This window comes from Amycolatopsis alba DSM 44262, assembly GCF_000384215.1.
GTDB lineage: Bacteria > Actinomycetota > Actinomycetes > Mycobacteriales > Pseudonocardiaceae > Amycolatopsis > Amycolatopsis alba.
In genome coordinates this window covers 3,391,283-3,410,337 of record NZ_KB913032.1, presented here as the reverse complement: position 1 = coordinate 3,410,337, position 19,055 = coordinate 3,391,283, and the positions used below count along the sequence as shown (strand labels likewise).

Below are 19,055 nucleotides of genomic sequence, written 5' to 3'. Positions count from 1 at the left end.
GCCCGCTCGGGCAGGGTGAGGCAATCGGAGGATGCCATGTTCTGGAAGATCGTCGGCGGGCTGATTCTGGCTTGGGTGGCCTTCATGGTGCTCGGGTCCGTGCTCGGTTTCCTCGTGAAGGCCGTCTTTTGGATCGCCGTCATCGGCGGCGCGGTCTTCCTCGGCACGGCCGCGTATGGCGCCATCAAGGGCAAGGGCACCCCGAAGCAGCTCCGTTAAGGTTTGCGCGCCACCCCGCCGAGCGACGTGAAGTTCACGGGCGAAAGCGGGGTGAAGCGCGGCCCGTCCGGCCACCACAGATGCGGATAGGTCAGCCCTGGCTCCATGAGTTCGAGTCCCTCGAACAGTGACTCGATCTCCTCACGCGTGCGGTACTGCGTATCCAGTCCCGTGCCGTTGAAGCGCTTCTCGAGTGACGTCGCGATGTCGGCCGCTTCGGAGCCGTCGGCGGGGTTGTGCTGGTGCAGCAGCGCGACGAACGAGCCGGGCGCCAGCGCGTCGACATAGGCGCGGACGACCTTGCGCGCCTCGTCGAGGTCCTGGATGTGGTGGACGATCGCGCACAGGATCAGCCCGGCGGGCCGGTCGAAGTCCAGCCGGTGGGTGCGGGAGAGTTCCTCGATGACCTCGGTCGGCCTGCTCAGGTCGGCACCCGCCATATGCGCGAAGTCGTTCGCCGCGAGTATCGCGCGGCCGTGCGCCTGGACCACCGGATCGTGGTCGACGTAGACCACCCGAGCCTCGGGGTTGTACCGCTGCGCGACCTGGTGCGTGTTGTCCACGGTCGGGAAGCCGGAGCCGAGGTCGAGGAACTGGTCGATGCCTTCCCGGTCGGTCAGGTAGCGCACCGTCCGGACCAGCCAGTGCCGGACCTCCTTGGCCATGACCTGTGATTCCGGCGCCAGCTCCAGGATTTGACGCAGCACCACCCGGTCGGCCTCGTAGTTGTCTTGTCCGCCCATGAGCGCGTCGAAGACCCGCGCGATACTCGGCCGGTCGAAATCGACTGGCACGAAGGGGCGCTGGTCCGCTGACATGGGCACCTACCGGAGGAATCGGTTTGGACGAGTCCAGCGTAGGTCATCGGATTCACCGCGCGTAAGCGGATGAACGGCCTGGGTGAATTATTCCTCCGAAGAGCCGAAGGAAGATTGCGCCGTTGTCACACCGACCCAGCGTTCGGCCTTCATCCCGACCGCCCGCGCACCGTCCACATTGGACTGACGGTCGTCGAAGAACAGGCAGTCGGCCGGTTCGGCACCGAGTTCGGCGAGCAGGATCCGGTAGATCTTCGGGTCGGGTTTCATACAGCCCAGATCGCCCGAGAAGAGCTTCACGCGGAAGAGGTCCGCCCATTCCTGCTCGCGCACCCAACGGCCGAAGGTCGACGACGCGTTCGAGAGCAGCGCGAGCGCCGCGCCCGCCTCGTGCAGCCCTTCCAGCAGTTCGAGCACGTCCGGTTCGACGTGGGTCCAGCCCGCGACGTCGATGCGGGTCAGTTCGTCGGCGAAGGCCTTGTCGACCGGCACGTCCAGCGCGCGGCCGACGCTCTGCCAGTACTCGAGGTCCGAGCCGCCGGAGTCGTACCGGTCCCGTTCGGCCCAGTAGTGCGGCTCGAAGTCGGCGAGCGGGAGGTCGAAGGCCTTGGCGAGGGTCGGCAGCGCGTCGGTGTGCGCGCAGATGACGTCGCCGTAGTCGAAGACGATCCAGTTCATGTTCAGCCCCCGGTCTTGACGCGGTGAAGGGTTTCTTCGACGTCGGCCGCCGAAAGGTCCCGGTGCAGCACGAAGCGGATCCGGCCTGCCGACGGCAGCACCTGGATCCCGAGCCCGGCCAGCCAGGCCAGCCTGCCTTCGAGGTCAGGAGCGGTGACCTGCACGATGTTGGTCTCGGGCACGTTGACCTCCCAACCGTGCTCGGCGAACCCGGCCGCGAGCCGTGTCGCGTTCTCGTGCGTCTCGGCCAGATCGCCGATGCGGTCCAGCGCGACCAAGCCTGCCGCGGCCAGCACGCCGCCCTGGCGGACGCCGCCGCCGAGCATCTGGCGCATGCGCCTCGCCTTCTCGACGAACTCCTCGCTGCCCGCCACGACCGAGCCGACAGGCGCGCCGAGCCCCTTGGAGAAGCAGGCGGAAACGGTGTCGACGCCGACCGTGAGCGCCGAGGGCGGGAGCCCCAGCGCGACCGCCGCGTGCCAGAGGCGGGCGCCGTCGAGGTGCACGGTCAGCCCGGCCTCCTTCGCCACCGCGACCAGCCGGGCGTGCTCGTGGGGCGGGGTGATCGCGCCGCCCGCCGAGTTGTGCGTGTTCTCCAGGCACAACAGCGGGGTCCGCAGCGCGTAGTACGGCCCGCGCGGGACGCCGATCGCGGCCGAAAGCGTTTCCGGTGTCGGCCGCCCAGGTCCGGCGTCGTGTTCGAGTGGCTCGGGCATGCCGCCCGCGAGCCAGGCGGCGGACCCGAGTTCGTCGGTGATCACGTGCGCGCCGCGCGGCGCGAGGAACCGGTCTCCGCGCTGCAGATGGAGGCACAGCGCGATCAGGTTCGCCATGGTCCCGGTCGGCGTCCAGAGCGCGGCGGGCATGCCGAGGAGTTCCGCGGCGCGCTTTTCGAGCGCGCCGATGGTCGGATCGCCGTCGAGGACGTTGTCGCCGACCTCGGCGTCCGCCATGGCCTGGCGCATGACGTCGTCCGGTCGGGTCACGGTGTCGGAGCGGAAATCGATCGTCGAGGTCACGGTACGATCACATCACATCGTCGGCCTCGCCATGAACCTCCTCCCCGGCTGGTCCGCCGCGCCCGCTCATGCAACCGTGGACGCCCCCGGTTCCGTCCTACCCACCGACGAGGCAAGAGCGGAGACAAAAACCGCGTGAACCAGCGCGACGAACAAGAGTTCGCGGAGTACTTCGCCGCGAAGCGGGACTCCGTGCGCAGGACCGCGTACATGCTTTGCGGTGACTGGCATCGTGCGGACGACCTCGCGCAGACGGCGTTCGTCGCGCTGCACCGGAGGTGGAAGAAGATCAGAGAACGGGCGGCGACCGACGCCTACGTGCGGAAGACGCTGGTCAGGGCGGCCATCGACGAGTCGAGGCGGCCGTGGCGGCGGGAGTGGCAGACCGAAGAGCTGCCCGAACCGCCGCAGGACGGCTTCGACCTCGGCGAACAGGTCGTCACCAGGGAAGACCTGCTGGCCGCGTTGCGGGAAGTGCCCCCGAAACAGCGGGCCGTGCTGGTGCTCCGGTTCTTCGAGGGGCTGGACGTCGGTGCGGCGGCGAAGGTGCTCGGCTGCAGCGAAGGGAACGTGAAGAGCCAGACCGCGCGCGGGCTGGCGAACCTCAGGCAGGTCATGGAGAAGGAGGAGGTGGCACGGGATGGACGAGAATGACTTGAAGGCGTTGTTCCGTGACGCCCCCGGCGACGCGCCGTCGCCGTCCTTCGACACCGCCGACGTCGTCCGTGCCTCCAAACGCGCCACCGCTCGACGCCGAAACGGTATCGCGGTGGCCTGTAGTGCGGTGGTTTTGGTCTTGGCCGGAGTGGGCATGTTCGGCGTGCTCGGCGGAACCGAGCTCCAGATGGGGGCCTCGGGCAAATCCGACAGCGAAGCCGCTTCCGCGGGGCAACCCGGAGCGGCGTCCGCACGTCCTCTTGACAGCGGGGACCCCTCGAACTTCTCGAATCCGCCGCCTCAGCAGGGGGGCGGCGGACCAGAGAAGACCGGCCAGATGACGGCCGAAGGCACCTTCGGGTGCGACCAGGTGGACCGGGAGCTCGCCACCGCCCTCGCTGGCGAGCTCCCGGTCCCCGTGGATGTCGCCAAGTCGACGCCCGGCGACATCTGTACGACGGGGGCCAGGTCCGCGGGGTTCCAGGTGCCGGGCGGCTCGGTCGCCGTCGCGGTCCTCCCGGCGGCCGCGGTCGCCCCGCCGATGCCCGCCGGAGCGGCCGAGGCGCGGCGGACCACCGCCAAGGGGTCGCTGGTGATCGTGGTGAGCCTCGGCGACGGTTCGGGCAGGCCCGCGTTCTCCGAGTCCGACGTCGACAGGTTCGTCGCCGTGCTCGCCGCCCGCTACTGAGCCTGGTCCGCGCCGCTGGGCGGGATGAGCCGGTCCAGCGGCATGAAGCCGTCACGCCAGACGATCCGCAGCTCCATGTCGCGGAATCGCCGGCCTTCGCCGGTCCGGACCGCCTCGCCGGTGATCACGCTGCCCGCCGTGAAATGGGATCCGAGGGACAGTTCGTCGCGCAGCTCCGGTGCCCAGACGTGGACGGCCGTCATGGTGGCGCGCAGCCGCGCGACGTCGCCTTCGACCTCGACGAGGTGGCCGCTGATGGAGTGATGCGTGGCCTGGAACTTGAGTTTTCTCCTCGGGTTACTTGCGAAGGGGGATTTCCCTGACGCTGCCGCCGAAATCGGTGTCCCCGAGGACGATCCGCGGTGCGCGGCCCTGGCGCGTTTCGCGGTGGAGGCCACGGCGCTCGCCCAGCGGTCCGATGACCCGGAACGCACCGTCGAAGCCGCGTTCGACCTCTTGGAAAACGGCTGGCACGCCGGGAAGTAGGGCTGCTCCCGGCGCGCCTGGCAAAATAGCCCGCCATGACCGCCGCAGCGACAACGCCGAAGGGTGAGCGACGCCGTGCCGAGCTCATCGACGCCGCCGCGTCACTGCTGGCCGAGGGCGGTTTCGACGCCGTGCGGCATCGTGCGGTCGCCGAACGCGCGGGGCTTCCGCTGGCTTCGACGACGTACTACTTCGACTCGCTCGAAGAGCTCGTCACGGCCGCCGTCGAGCACCACGCGAACCAGGAGCTGGAGACCGGGCGGCACCGCCTCGACGAGCTGGCGACCCGCAACCGCGGTGTCGAGGCCACCGTCGACCTGGTGCTGGACATGCTCCTCGGCCCGCTCCGCCCGGATCGCGAGGCCGACGCCGAAGCGGTCCTTCTGCGCTACGAGCGTCTCGTCGGGACAGGACGTCGTCCGTACCTTCGGCCCCTGATGCGGACGCTGTCCGCGCAGCTGTACGAACTGCTCCACGAGATCTTCGCGCGCTCCGGCACCCCGGTGGACGCCGCCGAGCTCGAGCGGCTGGTCGCCCTGGTCGACGGCGCCGTGGTCAACGCGCTGATCGAGGTCGATCCGGAGCCGAGGGCCGCCGCCGCCCGGATGCTGCAGGCCGCCCTCGCCTAGCGCCCGGTTAGTCTGGCCGCGTGACGGACAAGCCCCGCATCCCCAACGTGCTCGCCGGCCGCTACGCCTCGCCTGAGCTGGTCGAACTCTGGTCCCCGGAACGCAAGGTCGTGCTGGAGCGTGAGTTCTGGCTCGTCGTGCTCCGGGCGCAGGCCGACCTCGGCGTCGAGGTGCCGGACGGTGTCGTCGCCGACTACGAACGCGTGCTGGAGCAGGTCGACCTCGACTCGATCGCCGCGCGCGAGCGGGTCACGCGGCATGACGTGAAGGCCCGGATCGAGGAGTTCAACGCGCTCGCCGGACATGAGCACGTCCACAAGGGCATGACGTCGCGGGACCTCACCGAGAACGTCGAGCAGCTGCAGGTGCGGCGCTCGCTGGAGCTGGTCCGCAGCCGCGTCGGCGCGGTTCTGGCCCGGCTCGCCTCGATCGCGGTCGAGCACTCCGACACCGTGATGGCCGGCCGCTCGCACAACGTCGCCGCGCAGGCGACGACGCTCGGCAAGCGGTTCGCCACCGCCGCCGACGAACTGCTGGTCGCGTTCGACCGGCTCGAAAACCTGATCGCCCGGTATCCGCTGCGTGGCATCAAGGGCCCGGTCGGCACCGCGCAGGACATGCTCGACCTGCTCGGCGACGAGTCCACTTTGGACGAACTGGAGTCACGGGTCGCGACCCACCTCGGGTTCGAGAACGTGTTCACCAGCGTCGGCCAGGTGTACCCGCGTTCGCTCGACTTCGACGTGCTGTCCACCGTCGTCCAGCTCGCGGCCGCCCCGTCGAGCCTGGCGAAGACGATCCGCCTGATGGCGGGCCACGAACTGGTCACCGAGGGCTTCAAACCCGGCCAGGTCGGCTCGTCGGCCATGCCGCACAAGATGAACACGCGTTCGTGCGAGCGGGTCAACGGGCTCGCCGTCGTGCTGCGCGGCTACCTGTCGATGATCGGCGAGCTCGCCGGCGACCAGTGGAACGAAGGCGACGTGTCCGACTCCGTCGTCCGCCGGGTCGCGCTGCCCGACGCGTTCTTCGCGCTCGACGGCCTGCTGGAGACCTTCCTCACGGTGCTGGCCGAGTTCGGCGCCTTCCCCGCGGTCATCGGGCGTGAGCTCGATCGCTATCTGCCGTTCCTCGCGACCACCAAGGTGCTCATGGCCTCGGTCCGCGCGGGCGTCGGGCGTGAAACCGCTCACGAGGCCATCAAGGAGAACGCCGTCGGCGTCGCGCTCGCGATGCGGGAGCAGGGGCTGGCGGAGAACGACCTCCTCGACCGGCTCGCCGCCGACGAGCGCATCCCGCTCGACCGCGGTGAGCTGGACAAACTCCTCGCCGACCGGATCTCGTTCACCGGTGTCGCGCCGCGCCAGGTGGCCGCGATCGCGTCACGCGTCTCGGACATCCTGGAGCGTTTCCCGGAGGCCGCCGGCTACTCGCCCGCACCGATTCTCTGACCACGGCTGCGGTGACCAAGGTCTCTTGATCCCTTGAAGTCGCGCGTTTCGGCCGTCAGGCCCTGGGATCACGATGGCAGGGCGCCCTTCAAAGGCCGCTTGACCTGCGAAATCACCAGCGGGCGCCCTGGCAGCGTGATCTCAGTCGCGCGATATCACAGAGTGAGACGAGATTACTCGATCGGGCGAAATGTCTAATCTCGATCGCTGAACCCGGAGCGCCAGGCCGCCCATGAGGCGGCCTGGCGTGTTTGTATCGCGCCTTGGCGCCGAAACCCACGGAAGAAGCGATGAGATCCACGCTGTCGAAAATCGTCGCCGTCGTCACGGCCGGAGCGGCCACGCTCGCCCTCGCCGCCTGCGGCTCGGGTGACACCGCCGCGAGCGGTCAGAAGCTGCGGGTCGGCACCCTGACCGACGCGCCGCCGTCCATCTACCTGGAGAACGGCAACTTCACCGGGTACGACAACGAGCTGCTCCGCGACATCGCGAAGCGCGAGGGCTTCGAGGTCGAGTTCGTCGGCACCGAGTTCGCCGGTCTGCTGGCCGCCGTCGCCACGAACAAGTTCGACATCGGCAGCTCCACGATCTCCACCACCGAGGCCCGCAAGAAGACCGTCGCGTTCAGCAACGGCTACAGCACCGGGTTCACCTCGATCATCACGAAGAAGGGCGCGGGCCTCAAGGACGTCGGCGCCTACAATGGCAAGCGGCTCGGCGTCGTGCAGGCGTCGGTGCAGGACGACTTCGCGAGCGGCAAGGTGGCGGGCGCCAACGTCGTCCGGTTCCCCGACTACAACGCCGGTTTCGCGCAGCTGAAGGCAGGCAGCCTCGACGGCTGGGTCGTGCCGAAGGACATCGGGCAGAAGTACATCGACCAGAACCCGGACTTGCAGCTGGAGTTCGGCTACACGGTCGAGACCAAGGACACGCCGTCCGCGTTCGCCGTCCGCAAGGACAACAAGGACCTGCTGAAGAAGCTCAACGACGGCCTCGCGAAGGCCGTGGCGGACGGCACCGTCGCCCGCCTGCACGCTCAGTTCTTCAAGACCGAGCCGCTGCCCAAGGAACTCGAACAGGGCGGCCCCGGCCTGCCCGTGCAGAACACGGGGGTCTGACCACCATGAAGAAAACTCTGCTCGCCGCGCTGGCCGCCGGTCTCGTCGCCGTGCTCGCCGCTTGCGGCGGTGGCGAATCCGCCACCGAGAAGACCCTGCGTGTCGGCACCCTGAGCGACGCCCCGCCGAACATCTACGTCGAGAACGGCAACTTCACCGGCTTCGACAACGAGCTGCTGAAGGCCATCGCCGCCAAGCAGAACCTGAAGCTGGAGTTCGTTTCGACGGAGTTCTCCTCGCTGCTCGGCCAGGTCTCCAGCAACCAGTTCGACATCGGCAGCTCGGCCATCGCGCAGACCGAAGAGCGCAAGAAGAACGTCGACTTCTCCAACCCGTACAACTTCGAAGTGATGAGCATCCAGACCAAGGACGGCTCGCCGATCGCCGACGAGAAGGCCTTGTCGGGCAAGCGGGTCGCGGTCATCCAGGCGACCGTCGGCGACAAGTGGCTCACCTCGACCGTGCCCGACGCGCAGGCCGTGCGCTTCCCCGGATACGCCCCGGCGCTGGCCGCGCTCAAGAGCGGCGCCGTCGACGCCTACATCCTCGACCAGGCGATCGCCGAGACGAACGTCAAGGAGAGCACCGACACGAAGCTCAAGGTCGTCAAGTCCTTCACCACCGACGTGCCCCACGGCTTCGCGGTGAAGAAGGGCAACACCGAACTCCAGACGAAGATCAACGATGGCCTGAAGCAGGTCATCGCCGACGGCACCTGGGTCAAGCTGCACGAGAAGTTCCTGCCGACCGCACCGGTGCCGGACCAATTCAAGGCGTGAGGATCACGATGAAGAAGTCACTCGCCGCCGCCCTCGGCGCTGCCCTGCTGGCTGTGCTGGCGGCGTGCGGCGGCGGTGAGGACGCCGGCGCGGGCACACTGCGCGTCGGCACCCTCAGCGACTCGAAACCCAACGCGTATCAGGAAAACGGCGTGTTCACCGGGTTCGACAACGAGCTGCTGAAGGCCATCGCCGCGAACCAGAACCTGAAACTCGAGTTCGTCTCCACCGAGTTCGCGACGCTGCTGAGCCAGGTCGCCACCGGCAGGTTCGACATCGGCAGCTCCGCGATCTCCCAGACCGACGAGCGCCGCAAGACCGTCGACTTCTCCGTGCCGTACAACTACCAGTCGCTCGGCATCGAGGCCCGCGAGGGCACCGGCATCACCGACGAGAACTCCTTGGCGGGCAAGCGGATCGGGGTCGTGCAGGGCACGGTGTCGGACAGCTGGCTGGTGGCCAACGCGCCCACCGCGCAGGCCGTGCGGTTCCCGCAGGACGCCGCCACGCTCGCCGCGCTCAAGACCGGCGCGATCGACGGCGCGATCTTCGACCAGGCGACCGCCGAGGACTACGCGGCGAAGAACCCGGACGCGAAACTCAAGGTGGTCAAGGCGATCACCACGACCATCCCGCACGGTTTCGCGGTCAAGAAGGGCAACGCCGAGCTGGCTGGCAAGATCAACGCCGGGCTCAAGGCGGTCATCGCCGACGGGACCTGGGAAAGGGTGCACCAGCGCTTCGAGCCGAACGCGCCGGTGCCCGCGGAATTCAAGGCCGGGAAGCGGTAAGTGAACGACTTCTTCAACACCTTCCTGAAGTGGGAGTACATCTGGGAGGTCTTCCCCGACCTCCTCGGGACGGGCCTGCTGAACACGCTGATCCTGTCGGCGTTCTCGGCGCTGATCGGCACCGTGCTCGGCATGCTGCTGGCCACGATGGGACTGTCCAGCAAGGCGTGGCTTCGCTGGCCTGCCAGGGTGTACACCGACATCTTCCGCGGCCTGCCCGCGATCCTGACCATCCTGGTGATCGGCCAGGGCGGTGGCATCCTCATCCCGTCGCTGTCGCGGAATCCTTATCCGCTGGGCATCCTGGCGCTGAGCCTGATCGCCGCCGCGTACATCGGCGAGATCTTCCGCGCCGGTATCCAGAGCGTCGAAAAAGGACAGATGGAGGCCAGCCGCGCGCTGGGCATGAGCTACACCAAGGCGATGGCGCTCGTCGTCATCCCGCAGGGGGTGCGGCGGGTGCTGCCCGCGCTGGTGAACCAGTTCATCGCGCTGGTCAAGGACTCGAGCCTGGTGTACTTCCTCGGCTTCCTCGCCGAGCAGCGCGACCTGTTCCGCATCGGGCAGGACCTCGCGGCCAACACCGGGAACCTGTCGCCGCTGGTCGCGGCCGGGGTCGTCTACCTGGTGATCACCGTCCCGCTGACGCATCTGGTGAACTTCATCGACAAGAAGCTGCGCACCGGCAAGAAGGTCCAGGCCGACGACGACGGCGGCGACTTGGAAGTGCTGAACGCCGGAAAGGTGCCGATGTCATGACCGCCGCTGTCCGTTCTTCCAGTGTCGAACTCCGCGACATCCACGTCTCCTTCGGCACCCTCGAAGTGCTCAAGGGCGTGAACCTCAAGGTCGAAAAGGGCCGCACGACCTGCATCGTCGGCCCGTCCGGTTCGGGCAAGTCGACGCTGCTGCGCTGCGTGAACCGGTTGCAGGAACCCGACTCGGGAGACCTGCTGCTCGGCGGTGAGAGCGTCATCTCCGCCGACCCGGACGCGCTGCGCCAGCGGGTCGGGATGGTGTTCCAGCACTTCAACCTGTTCGGGCACCGCAGCGTGCTGGACAACATCACCCTGCCGCTGCGCAGCGTGCGGAAACTCGGCAAGGAGGAGGCGGCGGAGATCGCGCACGCCCGCCTCGCCGAGGTCGGCCTCGCCGACAAGGCGCCGTACCGGCCGAGCGCGCTTTCCGGCGGGCAGCAGCAGCGGGTCGCGATCGCGCGGGCGCTCGCGATGGAGCCCGAGGTCATGCTGTTCGACGAGGCGACCAGCGCGCTGGACCCGGAGCTGGTCAAGGGCGTGCTCAACCTCATGGCGGGGCTGGCCGAGCGCGGTTTGACGCTGCTCGTGGTCACCCACGAGATGGGTTTCGCGCGCAGCGTGGCCGACGAGGTCGCGTTCATGGACGCCGGGAAGATCGTCGAGCATGACGCTCCGGAAGCGATCTTCGACGCTCCGCAGAGCGAGCGGCTTCAGCGCTTCCTGTCCCAGGTGCTCTGACCGGGCATGTTGCGAAAGCCACTTTCACAACGTTGATGGTTGCGAAAGTGGCTTTCGCAACACAGGCCCCGGATGTCCGCCTGGCGATTACGCGTGTCTGGACGGACGACACGCGTAATCTGCGGTCATGGCGAGAGTCGCGAAGCTGGTCTATTACCCGGTCAAGGGCTGCGCGGGGACGTCGGTCGACACGGCCGACGTCACCCCGGCCGGCCTGAGGTTCGACCGTGCCTGGATGGTCGTGTCCCCGGAGGGCGAGTTCCGCAGCCAGCGCAAACATCCGGTGATGGCCGCGATCGGGGCCGAAGTGACCGACGACGGCGCCCGCCTGCGCCTCACCGCTCCCGGCGTCGAGGATCTCCTGGTCGAGACCGTGCCGGACGGGCCGCGGCATCCCGCGGCGACGTTCACCTGGCAGGGCAAGGGCATCCATCAGGGCGACGAGGCCGCCGAGTGGTTTTCCGACGTCCTCGGCCTGCCGTCGGTGTTCGTCGGCCTCGCGCCGGAGCACGAGCGCGTCACCAACGGCGAGATCCCCGGTACCGCGGCCTTCGCCGACGCGCACGCGATCCTGCTCACCTCCGAGTCCTCTTTGGACGGTCTGAACGAACGCATCGCTTCGCGCGGCGCCGAAGCCGTGCCGATGGACCGCTTCCGGCCCAACATCGTCGTCGCGGGCTGGCCGGAGCCGCATCGCGAGGACGACGTCCGCGCGCTCACCGTCGGCGGCCTGGAGCTGGGTTACGCGAAGGTCTGCATCCGCTGCACGGTGCCGATGGTCGATCAGGAGACCGGCAAGAAGGCGGGTCCCGAGCCGATCCGGTCGCTCGCCGACTACCGGCGCGAACCCGAGGGCGGGGTCTCGTTCGGGATCAAGATGGCGGTGACCGGGCCGGGTCAGCTGACCGTCGGTGACGACGTGATCGTGCACTCCTGGGCGGGTCCCAGCCCGAGCACGGCGGAGGCCGAACCGCCGTTCACGGCGACCGCGAGCTTGCCCGCGGAATCGGTGTAGAGCACGTTCCAGCCCGGCGGCACCGTGCCGAAGGTGTCGCCGACCAGCGCTTTCACCAGGACGTGCTCGCTGCTGACCGAGACCGTGCCGGACAGTCCCGCCAGTTCGAGGTCGGCGGGGCTCGCGGCCAGCTGGACGTTGCCGAAGTGGTCGACCGTGAGCACTTCGGCCACCAGCTTGCCGGGGAACACCGCGACGAACGGGTCCGGCAGGCGCACGAGGTCGTCGACCCGCGGCCCGAATTCCTCGGGGGCGACGCCGAGCGCGAGATGCGCCGCCGCGGGGGCGAAGACGTCGCGGCCGTGGAACGTCGACGACGTCACCGGAAGGCGGTACTCCGGGGCCGCCAGTTCGTACGCCGCTATCACCCCGGTGAGTGTTTCGGCCGCGGGAATGAGGAGTCCGTTGTCCGGGCCGACGAGCGTTCCGCGTTCCGTGACCACCACGACGCCGCGCCGCGCCGTGCCGACGCCGGGGTCGACGACGGCGAGATGGACGCCATCCGGCAGATACGGCACGGTCTGGGCGAGCACCTCGGCGCCGGTCCTGACCTGCTGCGGAGGGATCCCGTGGGTCACGTCGATCACCCGGACGGACGGCGCGATCCGCGCGATCACCCCGTGGCACGCGGCCACGAATCCGTCGCACAGCCCGTAGTCGGTCGTGAACGAAACGCAGTGGATCGGCATGATCAGCCATCATCCTTGATCGCTAGGGTGCAGCCGTGACGACGCTCGAATACCCGAAGATCGCCGCCGGCAAGGTCCGTGAGCTCTACGCCGTCGATGACGAGCATCTGCTGCTCGTCACTTCGGACAGGATCTCGGCCTACGACGTCATCTTCAACACCCCCATCCCGGACAAGGGTCGGGTGCTCACCGCGATGAGCGTGTTCTGGTTCTCCCAACTCTCCGATGTCCTCCCCAACCACCTGGTCTCCTACGACGACGAACGCATCCCCGCCGAGGTACGCGGCCGCGCGCTGCTGGTGCGGAAGCTGGCGATGCTGCCGTTCGAAGCCGTCGCCCGCGGCTATCTCACCGGCACCGGCCTCGCCGACTACCGCGCGACCGGCACCGTCTGCGGTGTCGAACTTCCCCCCGGCCTGACCGAGTCCGCCAAGCTCCCCGAGCCGATCTTCACCCCCGCGACCAAGGCCGATCACGGGTCGCACGACGAGAACATCGCGTTCTCAGACGTCGTCGGGCAGCTCGGCCGTGAACGCGCCGAAGAAGTCCGCGAGGCGACACTGGCGGTGTATCGCCGCGGCGCGGAATTCGCCGCCGAACGCGGCATCCTGCTCGCGGACACGAAACTCGAATTCGGCATCGACCCGGACGGGAACCTCGTGCTCGCCGACGAAGTCCTGACCCCGGATTCGTCGCGCTACTGGCCGGCGGCCGGGCGCACCCCGGACAGCCCGCTCCCGTCGTTCGACAAGCAGCCGCTGCGCGACTGGCTGACCGGTCCCGCGTCGGGCTGGCACCGGCTGGAGAGACCCGAGCCGCCACCGCTGCCCGACGAGATCGTCACCGCCACCAGGGCGAGGTACATCGACGCCTACGAACGCATCACCGGCTGTTCGCTCGATGACTGGCCCAGCTGATTCGCCCGGCTGACCTGCGGTGTTCACTCCGCCGTCAGTCCGGCGCAAGGCCGGTCTGTCCCAATGAGGACCGTGGACGCACGTTTGCTGGTTTCCCTGTCCGGCGTGACCACCCGGACGTTGCACCGCTGTGCCGACCTCGCGGCCGAGCTCGACAGGCGCAAGGTCCCGTTGTCCGTGCTCTACGCCGCCCGCACCGGCGAGGGCCCGGTGACCGAGTGGGTCCGGACCCGCCGCGCACATGGCGATTCCGTCCTCCTGCACGGTTACGACCACCGGATCACTCCCACGCACCGCGCCGTCCACCTGGGCAAACGCGCGGAGTTCGCGGCTCTCCCCGCGCATGAGGCGCGGCTGCGGCTGATCGCGGCGAAGGCGGCGCTCGACGCCAACGGCATGGCCGTCGACGGGTTCGCGCCGCCGCGCTGGATCGCGTCGGAGGGCACCGTGCAGGCCCTGCGCGAGCACGGGTTCAGGCTGTGCGCGGACCTGGTCTCGGTGCGGGACCTGGTGTCCGGTGAGGTCCGGCGCGCCAGGGTGCAGGAGTTCGGCGGCCCGTCGCACCGGACGGAGACCGTCCGGTGTTTCGCGCTGGTGCTGGCCGCCGCCAGGGCCGCGCGCCGCGGCGGGCTTGTCCGGCTCGGCATCGACGCCGCGGACCTCGCCCGGCCGGGGCTGCGGCAGGCGTTCCTCGACGCCGTCGACGTCTCGCTGGAGAACCGCGCTTTCGGGACCACCTACGGCTCGCTCTCGCGGCCGCGGTCGCTGCAACTAGATTGACGGGATGACCGACGACGCCGACCGGAGCGACGCACAGGCGACGTTGCTGCGGCTCTGGCGTCGTTCGGAACGCCCGACGCGCGGCAGGCCGTCGGTGCTCGACATCGACAGCGTCGTGGCGGCCGCGGTGGCCCTCGCCGATCGCGAAGGCGTCGCGAACGTGACACTGGCGAACGTGGCGAAGGACCTGGGCGTCACGAAGATGTCGCTGTACCGCCACATCGGCTCGAAGGCGGAACTGCTGGAGCTGATGGCCGATTTCGCCATCGGTGACCCGCCGCGGGTGGAGTCCACCGGTGACTGGCGGGCCGAACTGACCATCTTGGCCGAGGCCAACCGCGCGGTGCTGATGAGCCATCCGTGGCTGGTCGAGCTGCCGTTGTCCGGTCCGCCCGCCGGTCCGCACGGGGTCGCCTGGATGGACGCGATCCTGCGCACGCTGCGCGACACCGGTCTCGACTGGGGCACCAGGGGCGGGGTGCTCGTGCTGATCAGCGGCTATGTCCGCCTCGCGTGCGCGCAGGCCATCCAGCTCGCCGAGGGCAGGAAGGACAGCGGGCTGAGCCAGGCGCAGGCCGAACAGGCCTATGGCAAGGGGCTCGCCGAGCTGATCGACCCCGAGCGTTTCCCCGACGCGGCGGGCTTCCTGACCTCCCTGGGCGCTCCCGACCAGGCCGAAGATCCCGATTTCGGCTTCGGCCTCAACGTCGTCCTCGACGGCGTCGCCGCCCTCATCGACGCGAACTGACAGCCGCCCTCTCCGCATTTAGTATCCGCCGGACATTAATTAGTGTACGTTGGATACTAAGGATGATCGAGGGGGAATCATGAAGTCGTTGCCGACCAGTGAGCGAGTGCTCGCACCGGATCTGGCCAGGGGTTTCGCACTGTTGCTCGTCGCGCTGGCGCATACCGCGAGCATCTTCCTCGGCAACTCGCCGGGGGTCGATCAGACGCCGCAGGGCCTGGAACGGCCGTACTTCGTGGGGCTGTTCGTCTTCGTGCACGCGTGCGCGTTGCCGCTGTTCGGCATGATGCTCGGTTACGGGATGGTGCAGTTCGCGGATCGCCAGCTGGCGCTAGGCGAGTCGTGGCCCCGGACGCGGGGCGTCCTGCTCCGGAGGCACGCGTGGTTGCTGGTCTTCGGCGCCGTCGACGGGGTGCTGTTCTTCTCCGGTGACGTGCTCGGCGCGTATGGCGTCATCGGTGTCGTGTTCACCCTGCTGCTCCTGCGGCGCAGCAAGGGTTTCTACCGGCTTCCGGCCTTTTACCTGGTTTTCGCCCTTTGCTACCTCTCCGTGCTGATGTACCTGGTGCTCAGCGGGAACTCCGGCGACGCGCCCGTCCCGTCACCCGAGGACAAGTCCTCCCTGGCGCCGACGTACGGCGACGCCCTGGGAGAACGCCTGGTGGAATGGCCGTCGATCACGATGGTCCTGCTGCCGTCGATCCTCTTCGTCTGGGTGGGCGCCTGGGCCGCGAAGAAGCGCTTCTTGGAGGAGCCGAACCGGAAGATCCTCCTCGTCGGCGTGTTCGGCGGCTTCGGCGTCGCGATCGCGGGCGCCCTGCCGATGGGTCTCTTCGCCGGCGACTACCTCGGGTTCGACACCGACACCGCCGGGTTCGCCAAGCTGCTGTACGAGGGTGCGGGCGTGTTCGGCGCGATCGGCTACCTCAGCCTGTTCGGCCTCATCGGCATGGCTGTCGGCAAACGACGTCGCGGCGTGGTCGTCACCGCGATCTCCGCCCTCGGGCAGCGCACGCTGAGCGCGTACCTGTTCCAGTCGGTGGCGTGGCTGATCCTGGCGCCCCCGTTCATGCTGGGCCTCGGCGGCCAGGAGAAAGACCCGACGTTCGTGGCGGCCGCCTGCGGACTCGGCGTGTGGCTGCTCTCGGTCGTCGTCGCGTACTGGATGCACCGGAAGGGCTACCGCGGCCCGGCGGAGATCCTGGTGCGGAAACTCGCCTATCGCTAAAGCTTGACCGGCTCCCCGACATCGAGCACCTTCACCTCGGTGCCTTCCGGAGCGAGGTTGGCGAACAGGCCGTAGTGCATCTGCGGCCGCGCGAGGACGGCTTCGTGGATCGGGACGGCGAGGCGCGGCGACACGGCGCGCAGGTAGTCGACCGCTTCGCCGGCCTTGAGCCACGGGGCGCCAGTGGGCAGGCCGAGGACGTCGATCTTCTGTTCCGGCACGAAGAACGAGTCACCGGGGTGGTAGAACGCGCCGTGATCGACGATGTACCCGACGTTCGGGATCGCCGGGATGTCCTCGTGGATCACGGCGTGCTCACCGCCGACGACGTTGACGCCGCTGGACCCGATGCCGAAGGAGTCGCCGGGGCTCGCGATCTGGAACTCGGCGCCGATCTTCCGCACGGTGTCGGCCGAGCCCGGATCGACGATCAGCTGCGCGCCGGGGTTCGCTTCCAGCAGCGCGGGCAGCCGTTCGACGTCGAGGTGGTCGAAGTGCTGGTGGGTGATCAGGATGGCGTCCAGTTCACGCTCGCCCTCGAAACCAGCCGAGAAGGTGCCGGGGTCGATCAGGATCCGCGCGCCCTCGGTCTCCAGAAGTGTGCAAGCGTGTCCAAAGTGGACAATACGCATCAGTGTTCTCCTTCGCGGTAGGTCATTTTCCAGCCTATGCCCGGAGCAGGGCGTCGCCAAGTTCGGTGCGCAGGTAACGCACCTCGCGGCCGCGTCGCCGCGTGTCGAGCAGGCCCGCCGCGCGCATCGCGGTCAAATGCCGCGAGACCGTCGGCGCGGAGAAGCCGAGCCTGCGTGCCAGCTCGGTGGTGCTCGCGGGCTCGTTGAGCGTCGTGAGCAGTGAGGCCTTCGTCCGGCCGAGCACCCCGGCGAGCGCGTCGGCCGGGCGTTCGGGATCCGACCAGAGTTCGGCGACGCCGCGGGCCGGATAGAGCAGCGAAGGCTGCCACGGCTTCATCGTGATCACCCCGACCGACGGCCACGCGAAGACGCCGGGGATCAGCAGGAGCCCGCGCCGGTCGAGGCGGAAGCGGCCGCGTTCCTTCATCTCGATCACCAGGACGTCGTCGACGAGCCGCACCCGCGGGTGGATGTCCTCCAGTACCAGCGCGATGCCGCCGGCGGCCAGCCGCCGTGAACGTTCCTCGATGTCGGCGACGAGGAAACGGCGCATCCGCGGCCAGTGCGGTTCGACCAGTTCGGTCCAGGCGATCTCCATCTGAGCCGCCAGCAGATTCCTCGCCTCGGCCGGGTCCGCCGGGAGCCCGCTCAGCTCTGCATCCACTTTGGACAGTTCGCGGGCGACCTGGTCCGGCGGTGTCCGGCGGATTTCGGCGAGCTGGGCGGACGCGGTGGTCTCCGGCCCGCTCGGCGGCGGGCTGAGGAAGTCGGTGATGTAGTGCCGCGCGCTCATCACCTTGGCGAAGCCGTCGATGGGCAGGTCCGGCAGTTTCGCGGCGGCCTCGCGCAGCCACGGCAGATGACTCGGATGCCCGCGCCGTCCGAGCAGGGTCTGCATCGCGCCCATGGTCTCGTCGAGCGGGGAGATGCCGAAGCGGACCCGGTTGGCGCTCTCGGCGGTCAGGACCAGCTCGATCATCGGATTAGGCTATGGGCTAATCAATGGTTCCCGCCATCCCTCGTTCGGCAGGGTCTCCTGACATGACCTTGCTGCGTAATTCCGGGTATTGGCGCTGGTCGGCGGGGGTACAGCTGAACCGGCTGCCCGCGACGATGGCACCGCTGGCCTTCACCGTGCTGACCACCGCGACGACCGGTTCGTACCGGCTCGGCGGAATCATGATGGCCGTCTTCGTCGGTGCCGAGATGGCAGGCGCCGTGCCGACCGGGCGGCTGCTCGACCGCGTCGGACCGGCACGGGGTCTCGTCGTGCTGTTGCCGCTGGTCGCCGCCGGACTGTTCCTGCTGGCCGCCGTCGCTTCCGCCGGTGCCCCGGATCTGGTGCTGCTCGCGTTGGCGATCCCGCCGGGCCTGGTCGCGGGCGGGCTCAACGGTGGTTTCCGGACGCTGCTCGCCGCAACGGTGACCGAAGACGAGCTGCCCCGTGCCGTTTCGGTCGACGCGATGATCCTCGAAGGCGTCATCGTCGGCGGCCCGCTGCTGGTGGCGCTCCTGGCGACGTCCGGCCCGGCCGTCCCGGTCCTCGCGATGGCCGTCGTCGCCCTGCTCGCGGCCCTGCTCGTACCGCGGCGGACCGGCACCCGCGATCCACAAAGGACGGTCGAGCGGCAGTCGATCCCGGTCGCGGCCTGTGTTCCCTGGCTGGCGGGTTTGTTCACCGTCGGCCTGCTGCTGTCGGCCATCGAGGTCGGCCTGCTGCCGCTCGTGCAGCGCCTCGGCGCACCCGATTCGGCGACGGCGATCGTCATCGTCGTGCTGTGCGCCGCCAGCGTCACCGGGAGCGCGCTGTACGCGGCGCGGGGGAAAGTCGGCGATCCGCGGCTGTTCCTGGCGGGCTTCGTCCTCGGCGGGGTCGTGGTTTCGGCCGGATCCGGCTGGGCCGGGCTGCTCGGCGGGGTCACGCTGATCGGGCTCTGCACCGGCCCGCTGATGGCCGTTTCGTCGGTCAACCTGCAGAAACTGCTGCCGGAACGCCGCCGGTCGGAGGGCTTCTCGCTCGCTTTCACCGTGCAGGCTTCGGGGTTCGGGCTGGGCTCGCTGGCGATCGGGGTGCTGCCGGTGTGGCTGTGCCCGCTTCTCGGAGTGGGGGCGGCGATGGTGGCGGGGGCTTTGCAGCTCCGCACGACTGTCACAACGGGCGACGTGCCTGGTGTTCCCGCAGGACAGGAGTCATGATCGGGACCCGGCCGCGAGCGT

The 19,055-nt window shown here is 68.9% G+C and carries 23 protein-coding genes; 16 read left to right on the top strand and 7 right to left on the bottom strand.

Annotated elements, in window-relative coordinates:
• The first annotated feature begins 36 nt into the window (after positions 1-36).
• The gene (locus AMYAL_RS0116135) at positions 37-219 is read left to right on the top strand and encodes a hypothetical protein (RefSeq protein WP_005152523.1); all 183 of its coding nucleotides are present in this window, start codon (positions 37-39) and stop codon (positions 217-219) included.
• Here the strand turns inward: AMYAL_RS0116135 and AMYAL_RS0116130 are convergent.
• From AMYAL_RS0116130 to AMYAL_RS0116120, 3 genes are all read right to left on the bottom strand, one after another.
• Positions 216-1,037 carry an SAM-dependent methyltransferase gene (locus AMYAL_RS0116130; protein WP_020632338.1) on the bottom strand — a complete coding sequence of 274 codons (822 nt, stop codon included), beginning with the start codon at positions 1,035-1,037 and terminating at the stop codon, positions 216-218. The two genes, AMYAL_RS0116135 and AMYAL_RS0116130, sit on opposite strands and share 4 nt — an antisense overlap.
• 87 nt (positions 1,038-1,124) lie before the next feature.
• Positions 1,125-1,715, bottom strand: coding sequence for an HAD family hydrolase (locus tag AMYAL_RS0116125; protein WP_020632337.1), 591 nt, complete (start codon positions 1,713-1,715; stop codon positions 1,125-1,127).
• Positions 1,716-1,717: 2 nt separating this feature from the next.
• Complete coding sequence (locus tag AMYAL_RS0116120; RefSeq protein WP_020632336.1) at positions 1,718-2,734, bottom strand: threonine aldolase family protein; 1,017 nt, start codon at positions 2,732-2,734, stop codon at positions 1,718-1,720.
• Between the two features lie 135 nt (positions 2,735-2,869).
• Here AMYAL_RS0116120 and AMYAL_RS0116115 point away from each other — a divergent pair, with 135 nt between their 5' ends.
• Positions 2,870-3,388 (top strand): SigE family RNA polymerase sigma factor, encoded by a 519-nt coding sequence (locus tag AMYAL_RS0116115; RefSeq protein WP_020632335.1) that lies wholly within the window; start codon positions 2,870-2,872, stop codon positions 3,386-3,388.
• Entirely contained in the window at positions 3,375-4,079 is a 705-nt protein-coding gene (locus AMYAL_RS0116110; protein ID WP_020632334.1) for a hypothetical protein, read from the top strand. Before AMYAL_RS0116115 ends, AMYAL_RS0116110 begins: the two co-directional genes overlap by 14 nt.
• Here AMYAL_RS0116110 and AMYAL_RS48430 read toward each other — a convergent pair.
• Positions 4,073-4,477, bottom strand: coding sequence for a nuclear transport factor 2 family protein (locus AMYAL_RS48430; RefSeq protein WP_167336150.1), 405 nt, complete (start codon positions 4,475-4,477; stop codon positions 4,073-4,075). The two genes, AMYAL_RS0116110 and AMYAL_RS48430, sit on opposite strands and share 7 nt — an antisense overlap.
• A 123-nt stretch (positions 4,478-4,600) precedes the next feature.
• On the opposite strand from AMYAL_RS48430, the gene AMYAL_RS0116100 reads away from it, so the two are divergent.
• The 8 genes from AMYAL_RS0116100 to AMYAL_RS0116065 all read left to right on the top strand — a co-directional run bounded on the left by AMYAL_RS0116100 (position 4,601) and on the right by AMYAL_RS0116065 (position 11,844).
• On the top strand, positions 4,601-5,194 hold the full coding sequence (locus tag AMYAL_RS0116100) for a TetR/AcrR family transcriptional regulator (protein ID WP_020632331.1): 594 nt from the start codon (positions 4,601-4,603) through the stop codon (positions 5,192-5,194).
• A gap of 20 nt (positions 5,195-5,214) precedes the next feature.
• A complete protein-coding gene (purB, locus tag AMYAL_RS0116095; protein ID WP_020632330.1) occupies positions 5,215-6,645 on the top strand; it encodes an adenylosuccinate lyase in 1,431 nt (476 codons plus the stop codon).
• A gap of 290 nt (positions 6,646-6,935) precedes the next feature.
• Entirely contained in the window at positions 6,936-7,763 is an 828-nt protein-coding gene (locus tag AMYAL_RS0116090; RefSeq protein ID WP_020632329.1) for a substrate-binding periplasmic protein, read from the top strand.
• Positions 7,764-7,768: 5 nt separating this feature from the next.
• Positions 7,769-8,542, top strand: coding sequence for an ABC transporter substrate-binding protein (locus AMYAL_RS0116085; protein ID WP_020632328.1), 774 nt, complete (start codon positions 7,769-7,771; stop codon positions 8,540-8,542).
• Between the two features lie 8 nt (positions 8,543-8,550).
• Positions 8,551-9,333 (top strand): ABC transporter substrate-binding protein, encoded by a 783-nt coding sequence (locus AMYAL_RS0116080; protein WP_020632327.1) that lies wholly within the window; start codon positions 8,551-8,553, stop codon positions 9,331-9,333.
• Positions 9,334-10,092, top strand: coding sequence for an amino acid ABC transporter permease (locus AMYAL_RS0116075; protein ID WP_020632326.1), 759 nt, complete (start codon positions 9,334-9,336; stop codon positions 10,090-10,092). It begins immediately after the preceding gene.
• Positions 10,089-10,829, top strand: a complete 741-nt coding sequence (locus AMYAL_RS0116070) for an amino acid ABC transporter ATP-binding protein (RefSeq protein WP_020632325.1) — start codon at positions 10,089-10,091, stop codon at positions 10,827-10,829. Before AMYAL_RS0116075 ends, AMYAL_RS0116070 begins: the two co-directional genes overlap by 4 nt.
• A gap of 127 nt (positions 10,830-10,956) precedes the next feature.
• On the top strand, positions 10,957-11,844 hold the full coding sequence (locus tag AMYAL_RS0116065) for an MOSC domain-containing protein (protein WP_020632324.1): 888 nt from the start codon (positions 10,957-10,959) through the stop codon (positions 11,842-11,844).
• On the opposite strand, the gene AMYAL_RS48425 is transcribed toward AMYAL_RS0116065, so the two are convergent.
• Entirely contained in the window at positions 11,727-12,533 is an 807-nt protein-coding gene (locus AMYAL_RS48425) for an SAM hydrolase/SAM-dependent halogenase family protein (protein WP_084702123.1), read from the bottom strand. The genes AMYAL_RS0116065 and AMYAL_RS48425 overlap by 118 nt on opposite strands.
• A gap of 35 nt (positions 12,534-12,568) precedes the next feature.
• Here AMYAL_RS48425 and AMYAL_RS0116055 point away from each other — a divergent pair, with 35 nt between their 5' ends.
• The 4 genes from AMYAL_RS0116055 (at position 12,569) to AMYAL_RS0116040 (ending at position 16,206) form a co-directional block, all read left to right on the top strand.
• Positions 12,569-13,450, top strand: coding sequence for a phosphoribosylaminoimidazolesuccinocarboxamide synthase (locus AMYAL_RS0116055; RefSeq protein WP_020632322.1), 882 nt, complete (start codon positions 12,569-12,571; stop codon positions 13,448-13,450).
• Positions 13,451-13,513: 63 nt separating this feature from the next.
• Entirely contained in the window at positions 13,514-14,230 is a 717-nt protein-coding gene (locus AMYAL_RS0116050; RefSeq protein ID WP_209447239.1) for a DUF2334 domain-containing protein, read from the top strand.
• A 4-nt stretch (positions 14,231-14,234) separates the two neighbouring features.
• Positions 14,235-14,978 carry a TetR/AcrR family transcriptional regulator gene (locus tag AMYAL_RS0116045; RefSeq protein WP_020632320.1) on the top strand — a complete coding sequence of 248 codons (744 nt, stop codon included), beginning with the start codon at positions 14,235-14,237 and terminating at the stop codon, positions 14,976-14,978.
• Between the two features lie 79 nt (positions 14,979-15,057).
• The gene (locus tag AMYAL_RS0116040) at positions 15,058-16,206 is read left to right on the top strand and encodes a DUF418 domain-containing protein (protein ID WP_020632319.1); all 1,149 of its coding nucleotides are present in this window, start codon (positions 15,058-15,060) and stop codon (positions 16,204-16,206) included.
• Here AMYAL_RS0116040 and AMYAL_RS0116035 read toward each other — a convergent pair.
• Positions 16,203-16,838, bottom strand: a complete 636-nt coding sequence (locus AMYAL_RS0116035; protein ID WP_020632318.1) for an MBL fold metallo-hydrolase — start codon at positions 16,836-16,838, stop codon at positions 16,203-16,205. The two genes, AMYAL_RS0116040 and AMYAL_RS0116035, sit on opposite strands and share 4 nt — an antisense overlap.
• A 34-nt stretch (positions 16,839-16,872) precedes the next feature.
• Complete coding sequence (locus tag AMYAL_RS0116030) at positions 16,873-17,817, bottom strand: ArsR/SmtB family transcription factor (RefSeq protein ID WP_020632317.1); 945 nt, start codon at positions 17,815-17,817, stop codon at positions 16,873-16,875.
• Positions 17,818-17,879: 62 nt separating this feature from the next.
• On the opposite strand from AMYAL_RS0116030, the gene AMYAL_RS0116025 reads away from it, so the two are divergent.
• Positions 17,880-19,034, top strand: coding sequence for an MFS transporter (locus AMYAL_RS0116025; RefSeq protein ID WP_051137532.1), 1,155 nt, complete (start codon positions 17,880-17,882; stop codon positions 19,032-19,034).
• Positions 19,035-19,055 lie beyond the last annotated feature (21 nt).